Below are 15,581 nucleotides of genomic sequence, written 5' to 3' on the forward strand. Positions count from 1 at the left end.
ACGATAAGTCATCATCGGTTCGTTACCTCACCGTGATTCCTTTATCTTAGTTGATTCGTTCCACTCGCTACGTCTCTAAACGGGCGCTTGCGCCTTTGTTCTTTGTTAACTATAAGTAAGCATTTACAAAAGCTATTAAAAAGGGTAAATTGTAGGCAGTGTTCTTTTTAAAACTTCTATGTTTCTATGTATAATGTTAATCTTTTTTGGCATATCTTCTAATAATAGAAGATAACAGAAGGGGAGTTATACATTTGAAACGATTAGTATGGGACACGTTAAAGGTTTTCATTATCTTTACTGCCTGCACCTGTTTATTTTATTTCGGGCTTAAAGCTATGCATACGGAGTATGAAGAATTTCATCGTTATGATCAACCGGATGGCCCTGCAGTTAAAGTGTTTCAACAAGAATCAAGTCTGCTAGACAGATTAAATCTATTTTTTCGCTTGGGGGAGTAATCGGATGCTGAAAGATGCTTTAGAGGATTATTATCATTTTTTGCGCATAGAAAAGGGACTTTCAGATAACACATTACAGTCGTATAATCGAGATCTTTCTCATTATCTCTACTATACGGAAAAAGTGCTAGAAAAAACGGATTGGAATCAAATAAGGCGCTCTGATATTGTCGGCTTCTTACATATTTTAAAGGATGATAATAAATCCTCCTCAACGATTGCCAGACATGTATCGTCCATTCGATCCTTCCATCAATTCCTCGTTAGAGAACAATTGGTTAACCAGGATGCTAGTCTTAATATTGAAACGCCTAAGAAAGATCAGAAGCTTCCTGACATTTTGTCATTAAAGGATATTGAAGCACTTCTACAAATTCCTGCTGCTACCCCGTTGCATATTCGAAACAGAGCGATGTTTGAACTGCTTTATGCTACAGGGTTAAGGGTGAGTGAACTTCTTTCTCTAAAAATTGGTGACTTGCATCTAACAATGGGTTTCGTCCAGTGTTTTGGAAAGGGATCGAAAGAACGGATTGTCCCACTAGGCAATGTGGCAATTAAAGCAATCGAGACCTATTTACAACAGGCAAGACCAACTCTAGTTAAAAATAAAAAGGATGACCAGGCTGTTTTCGTAAACCAGCATGGACGACCACTGAGCAGACAGGGTTTCTGGAAAATACTAAAAGCATCTGCACAAACTGCGGGGATAAAGAAAAGTATTACACCACATACATTACGCCATTCTTTTGCAACCCATTTACTAGAGAATGGGGCAGACTTGCGTGTAGTGCAGGAAATGCTGGGACATGCTGACATTTCTACTACCCAAATTTACACACATGTTACAAAAGCTAGATTAAAAGATATTTATGATTCTTATCATCCAAGAGCCTAATTACATTTTTAGTTGTCTGACATCCTACAAGTGGGTCGAATCACATATAAGTATACATAGCTAACGAAAATAAACATATAACAGCAGAAATATGGGAAGATAAAGTACAGGAGGTATCAATATGGGAAATTTTAAACGTGTATTTTTAATCGTAATGGATTCAGTTGGGATTGGTGAAGCGCCAGACGCTGAAAAATTTAATGACAAGGGTGCCGACACGCTTGGACATATCGCCGAGCATATGAATGGGCTTAAGATGCCGAATATGGGATCGCTTGGATTAAGTAATATTAGAGAAATTAAAGGAATTAATAAGGCAGAAAAGCCGAAAGCTTATTATACAAAAATGCAGGAAGCGTCTAATGGAAAAGACACGATGACAGGGCACTGGGAGATTATGGGTCTACACATCGAGCAACCTTTCCGTACTTTCCCTGAAGGTTTTCCTGATGAACTAATTAATGAATTAGAAGAGAAGTCCGGCCGTAAAATAATCGGTAACAAACCTGCATCGGGAACAGAAATCCTCGATGAACTTGGGCAGGAACATATGGACACAGGAGCTCTTATAGTCTATACATCTGCAGACTCGGTTCTACAGATAGCTGCACATGAAGCGATTATCCCAATCGAAGAACAGTACCGTATATGTGAAATAGCCAGAGAGTTAACACTTGATGAAAAATATATGGTTGGCCGTGTGATAGCTAGACCGTTCATTGGTTCACCTGGCGCGTTTGAAAGAACCTCTAATCGCCATGATTATGCACTAAAACCATTTGGTCACACAGTGATGAATGAGTTGCAGGATCAAAAGTATGACGTAATTGCGATAGGAAAAATTTCAGATATTTACGATGGTGAAGGTGTCACTGAAGCGATTAGGACGACAGACAATGAAGATGGCATGACTAAAATAGTGGAAAGCATGGACAAAGATTTTACTGGTATCAGTTTTCTAAATTTAGTGGATTTTGATGCCAAGTTTGGCCACCGCCGTGACCCTAAAGGGTATGGAAAGGCGCTAGAAGCGTTTGATTCCAGATTACCAGAAGTGTTAGACAAAATGAAAGAAGATGATTTGCTATTGATAACAGCTGATCATGGAAACGATCCAGTTCATCATGGAACTGATCATACACGGGAATACGTACCATTACTGGCTTATCATACCGGCATAACACAAGCCACTGAACTCCCGATAAGAAAGACATTCGCTGATATTGGTGCAACGATTGCAGCTAATTTTGAAGTAGCTACACCAGAACATGGAGAAAGCTTTTTAAAAGATATAATAAATTAAGGGGATGACATGATGAATCAAATGGAATTAAAAGAAGCTACAGCATTTATTCAAGATAAATTGGAAGTGAAACCAACACTAGGGTTAATCCTTGGATCTGGTTTAGGTGTGTTGGGTGAAGAGATAGAAAACCCAGTTAATATACCCTATGAAGAGATTCCGCATTTCCCTGTGTCCACTGTATCTGGTCATAAAGGCCAGCTTGTAGTTGGTACCTTAGAAGGGAAACAAGTTATTGCAATGCAAGGGAGATTTCATTATTACGAAGGCTACAGCATGACACAAGTAACCTTTCCTGTTCGTGTCATGAAACAACTTGGGATAGAGGCTGTTATTGTGACAAATGCTGCCGGAGGAGTTAATGAAACCTATAATCCTGGGGATCTGATGATTATCTCAGATCATTTTAATAATATGGGTGATAATCCACTAATCGGAAAGAATGATGATAGTTTAGGGGGACGTTTTCCAGATATGTCACAAGTTTATGATAGGGAATTTATTAAATGTGCCCTAGCTAGCGCTAATGAATTAGGGTTATCAGTACGTGAAGGTGTCTACGCTGGAAATACTGGTCCTTCCTATGAAACACCTGCCGAAGTTAAAATGCTACGTACGATTGGCGCAGATGCTGTGGGCATGTCTACGGTACCAGAAGTAATTGTTGCTGGGCATGCAGGGCTTCGTGTCTTAGGAATTTCATGTATCTCAAACATGGCAGCTGGTATATTGGATCAACCTCTGACCCATACAGAGGTGATCGAAACAACTGAAAAAGTAAGAGAAGACTTTTTACGCTTTGTAAAACTGATTGTTCAGACATTACCACTATCATAAAATGAGGTGAACAAAATGAGAATGTATGACATTATAGAAAAAAAACGAGATGGTCATGCACTGACAAAAGAAGAAATCTATTTCTTTATTGAAGGGTATACCAATGGAGAAATTCCAGATTATCAAGCAAGTGCGCTGTTAATGGCGATATACTTTGAGGATATGACTGTTGAGGAACGTGCAAATCTAACTTCCGCTATGGTCGAATCGGGTGATCAAATAGATTTATCTGAGATTTCAGGTGTAAAGGTAGATAAGCATTCCACTGGAGGGGTTGGCGATACAACTACGCTAATACTTGCACCGTTGGTAGCGTCTGTAGGTGTACCAGTAGCAAAAATGAGTGGAAGAGGGCTTGGGCATACTGGGGGAACGATAGATAAGCTTGAAGCGGTTCCCGGTTTTCACGTGGAAATAAGCAACGAGAAGTTTATTGAACTTGTAAACCAAAATAAAGTTGCTGTAATCGGCCAGTCAGGGAATCTAACACCAGCTGATAAAAAGTTGTATGGTTTACGCGATGTTACGGCAACCGTCAATTCCATACCTCTTATTGCCAGCTCTATTATGAGTAAAAAAATTGCATCAGGAGCAGATGCAATTGTGCTGGACGTGAAAACAGGTGCTGGGGCATTTATGAAAAACCTAGAGGATGCCAAAAAGCTTGCGGAAGCAATGGTTACAATAGGGAATCGAGTAGGCAGACAAACGATGGCAGTAATTTCTGATATGAGCCAACCGCTTGGGTATGCAATTGGTAACGCGCTTGAAATTAATGAAGCAATTGATACATTGAAGGGTCGAGGTCCTGAAGATTTAACCGAGCTTTGTCTTACTTTAGGAAGTCAAATGGTTGTTTTAGCTAATCAGGCTGAAAGTATGGAGGAAGCAAGATCGAAGTTAAAGGAAAGTATTGCAAATGGGAAAGCGTTTGAGCAATTTAAAACCTTCCTTGCTTCACAAGGTGGAGATGCATCTGTCGCAGATTATCCTGAAAACCTGCCACAAGCAGAGTACAAGATAGAATTACCTAGTTTATCAGCCGGTACGGTTTCTAAAATTATTGCCGATGATATTGGCACTGCTGCAATGATGTTAGGAGCAGGTAGAGCAACAAAGGATTCGGAAATTGATCTTGCTGTTGGGATTGTGCTTCATAAAAAAATCGGTGATAGTGTAAAAGAGGGCGAAGCGTTACTAACAATTCATGCTAATCAGGAAAATGTAGATGAAGTCCGCGCTAAACTTTATGATAGCATTGTAATAGCTACTGAAAATGTACCTGCACCAACGTTAGTATATGATACTGTTACAAAATAACTTTATAAGCAACATAGGAAAAGTTTTTTTCAGGAGCATGGCCTTATTTATATGGCCATGCTTTTTTATATTGTATATAGCTGACAACCAACCAACAATAATAGGTCAATTTCCAGTGGCTTGTATCCATCGTCAGTGAAACGTTAGCGCGTATAAATCCACTAATGATTGTCAATCCTAACTATATATTGATTGTTGGAGGGATAGCTATGAAAAAAATTGTACTACTAAGCATCATGCTTTTATGTGTTTTTGCAATGACTTTACCAGTAGCAGCAGAAGAAAAAAGTAGTGACAATAGCAAGGCAAACCTTGCTAAAGGTGCTGATTCAGCCATTTTACTAGAACGTGATACAGGAAAGCTTTTGTTCGATAAAAACGCCCATGAAAAGCTTCCTCCTGCGAGCATGACTAAAATTATGACATTGCTTTTAATCATGGAGCAGTTAGAGAAGGGAAGCTTAAAATTAGATGAGACGGTTCGAGTAAGTGAGCGCGCGGCCTCTATGGGTGGATCACAAATTTTTCTTGAAGCCGGAGAGGAAATGACTGTAAATGATCTGCTGAAAGGGATCGCAATAGCCTCCGGAAACGATGCTAGTGTAGCCATGGCTGAAAGAGTTGCTGGCAGTGAAGAAGAATTTGTCAGCTTGATGAATAAAAAGGTAAAAGAATTAAAACTCAAGGATACAAAATTTCAAAACACTACTGGTCTCCCTGCTGATGATCATTACAGTACAGCCTACGATATGGCGATAATTGCAAAAGAATTATTAAAATACGAATCTATAACAAACTACACTTCCGTTTATGAAGACTACTTAAGAAAAGGACAGGAAAATGAATTTTGGCTAGTTAATACAAATAAACTTGTACGATTTTACCCAGGTGTAGATGGGCTTAAAACTGGCTTTACCAATGAGGCAAAATACTGCTTAACTGCGACTGCTGAGAAAGACGGAATGCGGGTTATTGCAGTAGTAATGGGAGCAAAAACAACGAAAGAACGAAACGCATCGGTATCAGAGATGCTTGATTATGCTTTTAATAAATTTCAGACGAACAAGCTTTTCAAAAAAGGAGACGTAATCACAACACTCCGACTGACGAAAGCTGAGAAAAAGAAGAATGACGTAGTGGCTTCTGAATCCATTAGTACTTTACATGCAAAAGGGGATTCAGTTGATAGCATAACAACAGAGGTGAAAATGAAGCAAGACCTAGTCCTTCCTATAAAAAAAGGAGACCACGTTGGAACTTTGATCGTAAAAGATGGAGACAAGGTGTTATCTGAATCACAACTAACCGTAAAAGACACAATTGAAAAAGCCAGTTACTATACATTAATGAAAAGATCATTGCAGAAATTGGTGAAGTTTGACTGATATCCACTGATTTAGTACCTTTCCTTCTTCTTTTGTCATCATGCAGGAATTATTGCAAGGAATGGAGAAAAAGAAGTACATGAAGGATAAATAAGGAGGAATACAGATGGGTCTTCAGGCAAACTTTGCAGTGAAAGAAGAAGTACTAATCGTTCGATTGTCCGGAGAACTGGACCACCATGAGGCAGAAGGGCTGCGTGATCAGTGGAAGGATACAATGTATACGAATCCGGTGAAGCACGTCATTCTAAATCTTGAGGATGTAAGCTTCATGGATAGTTCTGGACTTGGAGTCGTATTAGGTAGATATAAAGAAGTGTTACAGTTAGGCGGAGAAATGGTTGTCTGTTCTGTATCGCCACCTATTAAACGGCTATTTGAGATGTCTGGTTTGTTTAAAATCGTTCGATTAGAGGAGAACGAATCATTTGCCTTAATGACTTTGGGGGTGGCTTCATGAGAAATGAAATGAGTTTGGAATTTTCTAGCATTAGTGAGAACGAGGCTTTTGCGCGTGTTACGGTGGGCTCTTTTATAACACAAATTGATCCTACAATGGACGAATTAACCGAAATAAAGACAGTCGTTTCCGAGGCTGTCACAAATTCCATTATACACGGGTATAATAATGATCCGAATCAAAAGATCTTTATTTCCTGTACTATCACAGAAGATGGAATAGAGTTGTCGATAAAGGATGATGGCATTGGAATAGGCGATGTTGAGGAAGCGAGACAGCCGCTGTATACGTCCAAACCAGATATGGAACGTTCTGGTATGGGATTTACCATTATCGAGAATTTTATGGATACAGTAGAAGTTATCTCCTTACCCAACGAAGGAACTACAGTTCATATGACGAAGCAACTCGCCAAAACAAAGTCTGTTTGTAAATAGGGGTGGGGTGCCTATGAATGTAAATGTTGAGCGCCAGAAGCGGAAAGAAACACTAACAGATGATCAGGTTAAAGAATATATTAAACGTAGCCAGCAGGGCGATAAACTGGCTAGGGATATACTAGTTGAAAAGAATGTACGTCTAGTGTGGTCAGTTGTACAGCGTTTTATTAATCGTGGTTATGATCCAGATGATTTGTTTCAGATTGGTAGTATCGGTTTAATTAAATCGATTGATAAGTTTGATCTCTCCTATGATGTTCGCTTTTCTACCTATGCTGTACCTATGATTATTGGGGAGATTCAACGTTTTATTCGAGATGATGGTAGTGTTAAAGTAAGCAGGTCTTTAAAGGAAACGGGTAATAAAATTCGAAGGAAAAAAGACGAACTAACAAAAAAATTCGGCCGTTCACCTACTGTTAAAGAATTAGCAGAGGCTATGGAGCTCTCGCCGGAAGAAATTGTCCATGCACAGGAAGCGGCAAAGTCACCCCATTCTATTCATGAAACCGTATTTGAAAATGATGGGGACCCAATTACCTTACTTGATCAAATTGCTGATCAGGATACAAGATGGTTTGATAGGATTAGCTTGCAAGAAGCTATTCGTTGCCTGAATGAGAGGGAGCGCCTAATTGTATACCTGCGTTACTACAAAGATCAAACACAGTCTGAAGTAGCTGATCGGTTAGGAATCTCACAAGTACAAGTCTCGAGATTAGAGAAGAAAATCTTACATGATATGAAAGTAAACTTAGACTTTACATCCTGATAGTTTTTAAAAAAAGTTGCACAATACGTATAGCTAACGCTAATTCCGAATAACCAATCGTTTCTTACGGGGGATTGACGCCTTGTAAGCAAAATTCGAGAGGTTGTTCGGTTTTTTGTGTCCATATTATACGCCTTGATTTATTTATATCAACATGCTTTTTTTAATTACCAATCATAAAAACCATTGTTCTGTAAATAATACATTATAAACGATTCTGGTAGAGGGTGATTAGCTGTGAGTGAGATGATTTACCTGAGAATGAAGAAGCGCTTAGAAGTTACGACACTAAAGGAATTAAAGCTAAAAGATATCGCTCATATTTCTGCACAACCAGTATGGAAGAAAAAGCTAGAATCCGTACCAATCTACCGTCTGTCTAAAAAGGACCAATCGATCGTAATAATTGATGGTTTTGTTATTATTGACCATTTAAGTCAACTGTTTGAAGATATGGAATTTCAGTTAATTGGCCCGGAGCAAACGATCATCCGCATTCTTAAAAAAAGTAAGTCGCCTAGCGTATTATTTGCAACAGTAGTCTGGCTCATTCTGTTTATTGGTACCGCAATGACGTTAATGAATTTTCATTATGATGTAAGCATGCAGGAGGTACAACAAAAATTACATTTTCTATTAACAGGTAAGGAAAATGAATATCCTTTATGGATACAAATACCATATTCTCTAGGATTAGGGTTAGGGATGCTACTGTTTTTTAATCACTGGTTTAACAGACGGTTTAACGAGGAACCAAGTCCGCTTGAGGTTGAAATTTATAAATATCAGCAAGACCTTGACAATTATGTCATTCAATATGAGAGCGAATTAAATGATCGTAAGCCTTTTGAGTAATCTAATACAAGTAGTTATCGGACTATCAAGCGGAATGGCTGTAGGAGGAGGTTTTGTTGCCTTTCTTACTGTTTTAGGCGTTATACCAAGATTAATACAATTGAGTAAAACAGGCAGAATGTTAAAAGTATACATTGGTTGTGTTATCACAGGCAGTTTGTTTGGGACCTATTTATCCTTTACATCGATAAACTGGGACCAGCCACTTATATTCTTAGTCATTTGGGGTCTTTTCCATGGAATATTTAATGGCATGCTAGCTGCAGCTCTAACTGAAGTTTTGAATGTATTCCCCATTTTATCTAAGAGGATTGGGATGGATGGCTATCTCTTGTGGATGCTAATGGCTATTTTATTTGGAAAAGTCGCAGGCTCGCTTTTTCAATGGATTTATTTTGTAAAGTAACTCTGCAGGTGGAAGGTGTGAAAGCATGCGTCAAAAAGATGATAAAATAGAAATTGCAGCAAATATAAAAGAAAACAAGGCTTATATGGAAAAGCGTCTTGGAATGGACGTTTCATTTGACCTTGGTTTTAGAGAAGTTATTATATTAAAAAGAAAAGTGCATGTTTATTATCTAACAGGGTTGTGTGACTCCATTATAATTCAGGACCTATTGAAGGAACTGGTTAACTTAAATGATCACGAATCCAACAGTAAGAAGCTACCTGAAATAATTGAAAATCGTCTCTTGCATCAACAAGTTGAATCGGTTAAAACGATGGATGAATCAGTAGATCAGGTTTTGTCTGGACTTATAGTTGTATTTATTGATGGGGAAAGGTTTGCCTATGTTGTAGATGTTCGTCATTACCCAGGACGGACCCCAGAAGAACCAGATACAGAGCGCGTTATCCGTGGTTCGAGAGATGGCTATACTGAAAATATTATTGAAAATACCGCCCTTACCAGAAGAAGGTTACGTGATGCAAGGCTTAGACACGAAATGCTTAAGGTAGGGGAAAGGTCCAAGACAGATGTCTGCGTAAGCTATGTAAAGGATATCGCAGATGAAGGGCTAGTCCATTTAATAAAGAAAAAAATACAGGACATCGAAATTGACGGAATTAGTATGGCAGATAAAACCATTGAAGAGTTTATCATTGATCGAAAGTGGAATCCATATCCTCTTGTCAGATATACGGAAAGACCAGATGTTGCTGCAAATCATTTACTAGAAGGGCATGTCCTCATTTTGGTTGATACTTCCCCGAGTGCGATAATATTGCCAACTACTTTTTTTCATCATTTACAGCATGCTGAAGAGTATAGACAGGCACCAGCGATTGGAACATTTGTAAGATGGATCCGTTTCTTAGCAATCCTTGCTTCCATGTATCTCTTGCCACTTTGGTTACTTTTTGTACTCGACCCTACGATCCTTCCGAAGGCACTTGCTTTTATCGGGCCGAATGAGGAAGGAAATATTCCGATTACGATCCAAATTGTAATGGCTGTTATTGGGATCGAATTTCTGAGAATGGCTGCCATCCACACACCGACTCCCTTATCCACTTCCATGGGTTTAATTGCGGCTGTGTTAATAGGACAAATAGCCATTGATGTGGGGATGTTTAGTCCAGAGGTCATTCTCTATGTATCGATCAGTGCGATAGGATCATACGTTACTCCAAGTTACGAATTAAGTGTTGCAAATAAAGTAGTCAATATTATGATGGTGATTTTCACCGGTTTATTTGGCGCAATTGGGTTTGTGATCGGGATAACCCTTCATATTATGTACCTTGTAAATCTAAAATCAATTAAGACACCTTATTTATGGCCTTTTTTGCCATTCAATCCAAAAGCTATGCTACAAATTATCTTCCGTATTCCTGTACCATACTCGAACAGCAGACCAAGTATAGTACATCCGAAAAACAACTACCGCCAGCCAACAAAAAAATAATCCACCTTTCCATTTTAGAAGGTGGAATGAAGACAATTGAATACTGTTACGAAAATGCCGAACGATCATTCGATACTTTTAGACAAAGTAGGAATATTGTTCGGTATCTTTATAGTCATTCATTCGCTTTGAACATAGCAATAGCAAAATGCGTAGCTTCAATAGCCATTACCAAACTACTTTTTTTATTTTTTTACATTTATTCCCGCCATTGCGATAAGTATTGCTCTTGTCCTCTTTTCAATTTAGCTTTATTATGATAAAGTTTTAAATTATATTTAGTAACGGAGGACGCTTTATGATCATCGATAGACACCCATTCACTGTTAATAGTCATGGCCATCTAGAAATTGGAGGAGTAGATGCCATTAACTTGGCAAACGACTTCGGTACACCACTATATGTATATGATGTTTCCCTCATAAGGAAGAATGCCCGATCATTTGTTGATGCTTTTGAAGAATTGGGTGTTAAAGCAAAAGTAGCATATGCAAGTAAAGCATTTTCATCCATTGCAATGCTGCAAGTAATACAGCAGGAAGGGCTGTGCCTTGATGTTGTATCAGAAGGTGAACTTTATACCGCGATTGAAGCAGGTTTTCCTTCTGAAAGAATCCACATGCATGGAAATAACAAAAGCAGACAAGAGCTACAAATGGCAATAGAACAAAATATAGGATGTATCGTCTTAGATAATTTTTATGAGATTGAATTGCTTGGAGAACTCCTAAATCTTCAAAATAAAGAAATGGATGTTCTAATGCGCGTTACTCCGGGGGTTAATTCAAAGACTCACCAGTATATTATGACGGGTAACGAGGACTCGAAGTTTGGCTTTAATTTGAAAAACGGACAGGCAGATGAAGCTTTCCAACTTCTTAAGAAGTATCCATCTATTCGCTTTAAAGGATTACATTGCCACATTGGTTCACAAATATTTGAAACAGACCGCTTTCTAAGTGCTACAGAAATATTATTTGCAGAGCTAGCCAAATGGAAGCGAAACGAAAACTATACCCCAGAAGTCTTGAATCTGGGAGGTGGATTTGGAATCCGTTATACTTCCGAGGAGGAGCCTATTCCATATGAACAATATGTCTATGCACTAGTGGAAGAGGTTAGAAAACAATCAGAAGAAATGGATATTCCTCTGCCAGAAATTTGGATGGAACCAGGACGGGCAATAGTCGGGAATACCGGCGTTACTTTATATACGATTGGATCGATGAAGTCGATTCCTGGCATACGAGAGTATATATCTGTAGATGGCGGTATGACAGATAATCTACGACCAGCATTATATGGAGCTAAGTATGAAGCGGTTGTCGCTAACAAAGCAGACCAAACTCCTATAAAAGAAGTTTCCGTTGCTGGAAAATGCTGTGAATCTGGAGATATGCTTATATGGGATTTACCGGTACCAGAAGTACAAACTAATGACGTATTAGCAGTTTTTTCCACAGGTGCTTATGGTTATTCCATGGCAAGCCACTACAATCGGTTTGCTAAACCTGCTGTAGTCTTTGTGGAAAATAAGAAAGCAAAGCTTGTTGTGAAAAGAGAAAGCTATCAAGACGTAGTTAAGAACGATTTGTCTTATTTGTAATTGCTTTTCAATTCATAGATTAAATGATAAACTTGTCGTGGTTTATTAAATTTAAAGGAGATGCAAATATGACTAAAAAAGGATATTTCCTAATGGAAAATGGTAATAAAATAGAATTTGAATTATATCCGAATGAGGCTCCAAATACAGTAGCTAACTTTGAAAAGCTTGCTAATGAAGAGTTCTATAACGGTTTAACTTTCCACCGTGTAATTGATGGCTTTGTTAGTCAAGGTGGTTGCCCTACTGGTAACGGTACTGGTTCTGCAGGTTATACAATCGATTGTGAAACCGAAGGAAACCCTCATAAACATGTCGAAGGCAGTCTATCTATGGCACATGCGGGGAAAAACACGGGAAGCTGTCAATTCTTTATTGTTCATGAGCCACAACCACATTTAAATGGCGTACATACCGTATTTGGGCAAGTTACGTCTGGAATAGAACATGCAAAAGCAATGAAAAATGGGGATGTAATGAAAGAGGTTAAAGTATTTTCTGAATAACCGCGTAAGCCCACGCTTACCTTAGGGAGTTCGAAATGGTGGATATTTATCTCATAACCTTTCTCCTGTTTGTTGCAGCACCTATTAGTATTTTCTTGCATGAACTTGGACATGCAATAGCAGGAGTTATTTTCAAGGCTGAACTTGTTTATCTAACTATTGGCCGGGGGAAGCGAGTGATCGAATACTCCTCCGGCAAACTCCATTTCATTATTCATGCTGGATATTTTATGGGGGGATATGCAAACAGTGAACGAGTTACACCTTTTAATCGTTTTGAAAGATTCATAATTAGTATATTAGGTCCGATTGTCAATATTGTTGTATTCCTTTCTGTCTGGGGGTTACAGAGCCATTTTAGGAGCGATTATTTACAATTGTTCGCTTTATTTAATCTCTGGTTGGTTATTATTAATTTAGTGCCATTTAAATTGAAAAATCAGAAGTCTGATGGATATAATATACTTGAAACAATCGTGCACAAAGACAAAATGAACAGCTAATGTATGCATTTTCTGTTTATTGTTCATGATGATACATAATAGATGAAAAGAACTAGCGGATTTGACAATTGTTGTCATATCGTGCATAAATATATATAAACACCATTTGGGTAACCGAAACCTAGGATACAAATCAGCCGTAATCGGTCATAAAAATAACAGCAAAATAGCGAACAGAGATATTTGGGAGCTTTTTTGTTAATGAGGGGTATCTATGTTAATTCGTTACAAAAAAAGTCTGGAGAAGATTGCGATGGGTCTTCTATCCTTTATGCCTGAGGAAAAAGACGTAAAGAAACTCCAGAACACAATAAAAGAATACGAGACGAATTCTGATTGGCATCTCTTCTTATGGAAAGAAGCTGATGATGTACTGGGAGCTATTGGAGTAAGACTGGAAGAGGATATTAATGCTGTCATTCAGCATATTTCCGTTAATCCTTCCCACAGAAATCAGGGAATTGGCAAGAAAATGGTAAACGAAGTGTCTAAGCTTTATGAGGAAAAATACGCAGTTTGTGCTGTGGATGAGATTCAGCAGTTTTACACAAAGTGTGACGATGATATAGAATAAATCATACCATCAAAAAAAGCCAGCCTCTAAGGCTGGCCTTTTTCTTCTTTCCAACAAGGAAATATTTTAGCGATGCAATTTTGGGTTTCGCTAGAATCTTAGAACCAAGAAGCACCAACAATAATTAAAAGAATAAACAATACTACGATTAACGCGAAACCTCCGCCATAACTATTACTCATAATGAAATTCCTCCTTTTTCTTCTTAACATAAATGTTTTATGGTAACATTTATCTTACGTTAATAACGTATGTCGAAATGCTCCAAGTTGTTTGGGCGGATGTTACATTGCTTTTTATTTTCATTATTCATGAGAGGAAGTTTGCTTATGAGCGAAGCTTATCAGGTTAAGCTGGAGGCATTTGAAGGACCGCTTGATTTGCTGTTGCATCTAATAAATAAATATGAAATTGATATAAATGATATCCCCGTAGCACAGATTACAGAACAGTATATGCACTACATACACACAATGCAGAAGTTGGATTTGAATATCGCAAGTGAGTATTTAGTAATGGCAGCAACTTTAGTCGCTATTAAAAGCCAAATGCTCTTGCCGAAACAGGAAATAGATGAAGAAATGGATGAATATGTAGAAGATCCAAGAGAGGAACTTATGCATCGATTAATTGAATATCGGAAATATAAAGATGCAGCAGAGAAACTAAAACAAAAAGAAGAGGAATCCAGTCATTTGTTTACAAGATCTCCTGTCATATTTGAGGAACTCACACAAAGCCCACAAAAGGTAGTTAAAGGGGAATTAACTATTTATGACATGCTCGGGGCTTTAGGGAAAATGATGGAACGGAAAAAATGGAAAGAACCGCTTGATACTAAGGTTCAGAGAGCTGAGATACCGATTGAACAGCGAATGGATGAGGTCATAGAGCTTGTTCGTGACAGACGTGAAGGCGTCTATTTTGATGAACTCTTCACTTATCAGTCACGAACTCATATTGTCATAACGTTTATGGCATTATTAGAATTAATGAAGTCTAGGAAAGTGTTTTGTGAACAAGAGAGGCATTTTGATGCTTTACTCGTTCACTATATGGAGGAATAGCAGTGGAAATTCAGCAAATGAAAGCAATATTGGAGGGCCTATTGTTTGCAAGTGGAGATGAAGGTATTACGGTTAAACAGCTATCGAATATTCTTGAAATAACAGAGGCCTCTGTGCATACCATACTAGAAGAGTTGAAGTATGATTATGAGAATAAAGAACGTGGGATAATGTTGATGCACTCACATGGGGCCTACCATCTTACGACAAAACCGGAACATAGTAAGTATTATCAAAAGTTTATTGAAACACCCCATTCCACTCGAATGTCACAGGCAGCTTTGGAAACATTAGCCATAATCGCTTATCAGCAACCTATAACTCGAACTGAAATCGAAGAAATTCGTGGGGTAAAAAGTGACCGTCCTGTGCAAACTCTCGTGGCAAGAATGCTAATCGAAGAAGTTGGCCGAAAGGAAAGTATAGGCAGACCTATTTTATTCGGAACAAGCAAGGAATTTCTAACATTTTTTGGGTTAACGTCCCTTGAGGACCTTCCACCATTACCGGAAGGGCAATCAAATAGTGAATTAGAAGAAGAGGCTGATCTTTTTTTCGAGAAATTTAATGAACAACTGAAAGAAGATGAACCATCTAATTAAAAAGCTGGCATAATTGCCAGCTTTTTTTGTTTAACTCCATATTAGTTATTGTTTCACCAATCTTATTAACTGGGCATAAGCT

The 15,581-nt window shown here is 38.3% G+C and carries 19 protein-coding genes; 18 read left to right on the forward strand and 1 reads right to left on the reverse strand.

Annotation, left to right across the window (positions count from 1 at the left end; translation table 11 throughout):
* Positions 1-254 precede the first annotated feature (254 nt).
* The 16 genes from BN988_RS02060 (at position 255) to BN988_RS02135 (ending at position 13,830) form a co-directional block, all read left to right on the forward strand.
* Entirely contained in the window at positions 255-461 is a 207-nt protein-coding gene (locus BN988_RS02060; RefSeq protein WP_036572728.1) for a YqzK family protein, read from the forward strand.
* A gap of 4 nt (positions 462-465) precedes the next feature.
* Entirely contained in the window at positions 466-1,359 is an 894-nt protein-coding gene (xerD, locus tag BN988_RS02065) for a site-specific tyrosine recombinase XerD (RefSeq protein WP_036572729.1), read from the forward strand.
* A gap of 121 nt (positions 1,360-1,480) precedes the next feature.
* The gene (gene deoB / locus BN988_RS02070; RefSeq protein ID WP_036572730.1) at positions 1,481-2,662 is read left to right on the forward strand and encodes a phosphopentomutase; all 1,182 of its coding nucleotides are present in this window, start codon (positions 1,481-1,483) and stop codon (positions 2,660-2,662) included.
* A gap of 12 nt (positions 2,663-2,674) precedes the next feature.
* Positions 2,675-3,499 (forward strand): purine-nucleoside phosphorylase, encoded by an 825-nt coding sequence (locus BN988_RS02075; protein ID WP_036572732.1) that lies wholly within the window; start codon positions 2,675-2,677, stop codon positions 3,497-3,499.
* Positions 3,500-3,514: 15 nt separating this feature from the next.
* Positions 3,515-4,819, forward strand: coding sequence for a pyrimidine-nucleoside phosphorylase (locus BN988_RS02080; RefSeq protein ID WP_036572733.1), 1,305 nt, complete (start codon positions 3,515-3,517; stop codon positions 4,817-4,819).
* Positions 4,820-5,028: 209 nt separating this feature from the next.
* Positions 5,029-6,204, forward strand: a complete 1,176-nt coding sequence (locus BN988_RS02085; protein WP_036572734.1) for a D-alanyl-D-alanine carboxypeptidase family protein — start codon at positions 5,029-5,031, stop codon at positions 6,202-6,204.
* Positions 6,205-6,310: 106 nt separating this feature from the next.
* The gene (gene spoIIAA / locus BN988_RS02090; protein ID WP_036572737.1) at positions 6,311-6,664 is read left to right on the forward strand and encodes an anti-sigma F factor antagonist; all 354 of its coding nucleotides are present in this window, start codon (positions 6,311-6,313) and stop codon (positions 6,662-6,664) included.
* Positions 6,661-7,101, forward strand: a complete 441-nt coding sequence (spoIIAB, locus tag BN988_RS02095) for an anti-sigma F factor (RefSeq protein ID WP_036572738.1) — start codon at positions 6,661-6,663, stop codon at positions 7,099-7,101. Before spoIIAA ends, spoIIAB begins: the two co-directional genes overlap by 4 nt.
* Positions 7,102-7,114: 13 nt before the next feature.
* Positions 7,115-7,876 carry an RNA polymerase sporulation sigma factor SigF gene (gene sigF, locus BN988_RS02100; RefSeq protein ID WP_036572739.1) on the forward strand — a complete coding sequence of 254 codons (762 nt, stop codon included), beginning with the start codon at positions 7,115-7,117 and terminating at the stop codon, positions 7,874-7,876.
* A gap of 246 nt (positions 7,877-8,122) precedes the next feature.
* Complete coding sequence (locus BN988_RS02105) at positions 8,123-8,731, forward strand: stage V sporulation protein AA (RefSeq protein WP_036576281.1); 609 nt, start codon at positions 8,123-8,125, stop codon at positions 8,729-8,731.
* On the forward strand, positions 8,709-9,137 hold the full coding sequence (locus tag BN988_RS02110) for a stage V sporulation protein AB (protein ID WP_036572742.1): 429 nt from the start codon (positions 8,709-8,711) through the stop codon (positions 9,135-9,137). Before BN988_RS02105 ends, BN988_RS02110 begins: the two co-directional genes overlap by 23 nt.
* A 25-nt stretch (positions 9,138-9,162) precedes the next feature.
* Positions 9,163-10,641 (forward strand): spore germination protein, encoded by a 1,479-nt coding sequence (locus tag BN988_RS02115; RefSeq protein ID WP_036572743.1) that lies wholly within the window; start codon positions 9,163-9,165, stop codon positions 10,639-10,641.
* A 298-nt stretch (positions 10,642-10,939) separates the two neighbouring features.
* Positions 10,940-12,247: a diaminopimelate decarboxylase gene (gene lysA / locus BN988_RS02120; RefSeq protein ID WP_036572744.1), complete on the forward strand. Its 1,308-nt coding sequence runs from the start codon at positions 10,940-10,942 to the stop codon at positions 12,245-12,247.
* A gap of 68 nt (positions 12,248-12,315) precedes the next feature.
* Positions 12,316-12,753 carry a peptidylprolyl isomerase gene (locus BN988_RS02125; protein WP_036572746.1) on the forward strand — a complete coding sequence of 146 codons (438 nt, stop codon included), beginning with the start codon at positions 12,316-12,318 and terminating at the stop codon, positions 12,751-12,753.
* Positions 12,754-12,788: 35 nt separating this feature from the next.
* On the forward strand, positions 12,789-13,256 hold the full coding sequence (locus BN988_RS02130; protein WP_036572747.1) for a M50 family metallopeptidase: 468 nt from the start codon (positions 12,789-12,791) through the stop codon (positions 13,254-13,256).
* Positions 13,257-13,470: 214 nt separating this feature from the next.
* Entirely contained in the window at positions 13,471-13,830 is a 360-nt protein-coding gene (locus BN988_RS02135) for a GNAT family N-acetyltransferase (RefSeq protein WP_036572748.1), read from the forward strand.
* Between the two features lie 98 nt (positions 13,831-13,928).
* On the opposite strand, the gene BN988_RS02140 is transcribed toward BN988_RS02135, so the two are convergent.
* The gene (locus BN988_RS02140) at positions 13,929-14,012 is read right to left on the reverse strand and encodes a YjcZ family sporulation protein (protein ID WP_036572750.1); all 84 of its coding nucleotides are present in this window, start codon (positions 14,010-14,012) and stop codon (positions 13,929-13,931) included.
* Positions 14,013-14,159: 147 nt separating this feature from the next.
* Between BN988_RS02140 and BN988_RS02145 the strand changes: the two genes are divergently transcribed.
* Together BN988_RS02145 and scpB are read left to right on the forward strand one after the other, a co-directional pair.
* Positions 14,160-14,897 carry a segregation/condensation protein A gene (locus BN988_RS02145; protein WP_036572751.1) on the forward strand — a complete coding sequence of 246 codons (738 nt, stop codon included), beginning with the start codon at positions 14,160-14,162 and terminating at the stop codon, positions 14,895-14,897.
* 2 nt (positions 14,898-14,899) lie between these two features.
* Entirely contained in the window at positions 14,900-15,499 is a 600-nt protein-coding gene (gene scpB / locus BN988_RS02150; protein ID WP_036572753.1) for an SMC-Scp complex subunit ScpB, read from the forward strand.
* Positions 15,500-15,581: the final 82 nt, after the last annotated feature.

This window comes from Oceanobacillus picturae (assembly GCF_000612865.1).
GTDB classification, from domain to species: Bacteria; Bacillota; Bacilli; order Bacillales; family Amphibacillaceae; genus Oceanobacillus_B; species Oceanobacillus_B jordanicus.

Excerpts from the sequence above, each read along its gene's own strand:
- xerD (WP_036572729.1), top strand. The coding sequence starts at position 466 with ATGCTGAAAGATGCTTTAGAGGATTATTATCATTTTTTGCGCATAGAA.
- deoB (WP_036572730.1), top strand. The coding sequence starts at position 1,481 with ATGGGAAATTTTAAACGTGTATTTTTAATCGTAATGGATTCAGTTGGG.
- BN988_RS02075 (WP_036572732.1), top strand. The coding sequence starts at position 2,675 with ATGAATCAAATGGAATTAAAAGAAGCTACAGCATTTATTCAAGATAAA.
- BN988_RS02080 (WP_036572733.1), top strand. The coding sequence starts at position 3,515 with ATGAGAATGTATGACATTATAGAAAAAAAACGAGATGGTCATGCACTG.
- BN988_RS02085 (WP_036572734.1), top strand. The coding sequence starts at position 5,029 with ATGAAAAAAATTGTACTACTAAGCATCATGCTTTTATGTGTTTTTGCA.
- spoIIAA (WP_036572737.1), top strand. The coding sequence starts at position 6,311 with ATGGGTCTTCAGGCAAACTTTGCAGTGAAAGAAGAAGTACTAATCGTT.
- spoIIAB (WP_036572738.1), top strand. The coding sequence starts at position 6,661 with ATGAGAAATGAAATGAGTTTGGAATTTTCTAGCATTAGTGAGAACGAG.
- sigF (WP_036572739.1), top strand. The coding sequence starts at position 7,115 with ATGAATGTAAATGTTGAGCGCCAGAAGCGGAAAGAAACACTAACAGAT.
- BN988_RS02105 (WP_036576281.1), top strand. The coding sequence starts at position 8,123 with ATGATTTACCTGAGAATGAAGAAGCGCTTAGAAGTTACGACACTAAAG.
- BN988_RS02110 (WP_036572742.1), top strand. The coding sequence starts at position 8,709 with ATGATCGTAAGCCTTTTGAGTAATCTAATACAAGTAGTTATCGGACTA.
- BN988_RS02115 (WP_036572743.1), top strand. The coding sequence starts at position 9,163 with ATGCGTCAAAAAGATGATAAAATAGAAATTGCAGCAAATATAAAAGAA.
- lysA (WP_036572744.1), top strand. The coding sequence starts at position 10,940 with ATGATCATCGATAGACACCCATTCACTGTTAATAGTCATGGCCATCTA.
- BN988_RS02125 (WP_036572746.1), top strand. The coding sequence starts at position 12,316 with ATGACTAAAAAAGGATATTTCCTAATGGAAAATGGTAATAAAATAGAA.
- BN988_RS02130 (WP_036572747.1), top strand. The coding sequence starts at position 12,789 with ATGGTGGATATTTATCTCATAACCTTTCTCCTGTTTGTTGCAGCACCT.
- BN988_RS02135 (WP_036572748.1), top strand. The coding sequence starts at position 13,471 with ATGTTAATTCGTTACAAAAAAAGTCTGGAGAAGATTGCGATGGGTCTT.
- BN988_RS02140 (WP_036572750.1), bottom strand. The coding sequence starts at position 14,012 with ATGAGTAATAGTTATGGCGGAGGTTTCGCGTTAATCGTAGTATTGTTT.
- BN988_RS02145 (WP_036572751.1), top strand. The coding sequence starts at position 14,160 with ATGAGCGAAGCTTATCAGGTTAAGCTGGAGGCATTTGAAGGACCGCTT.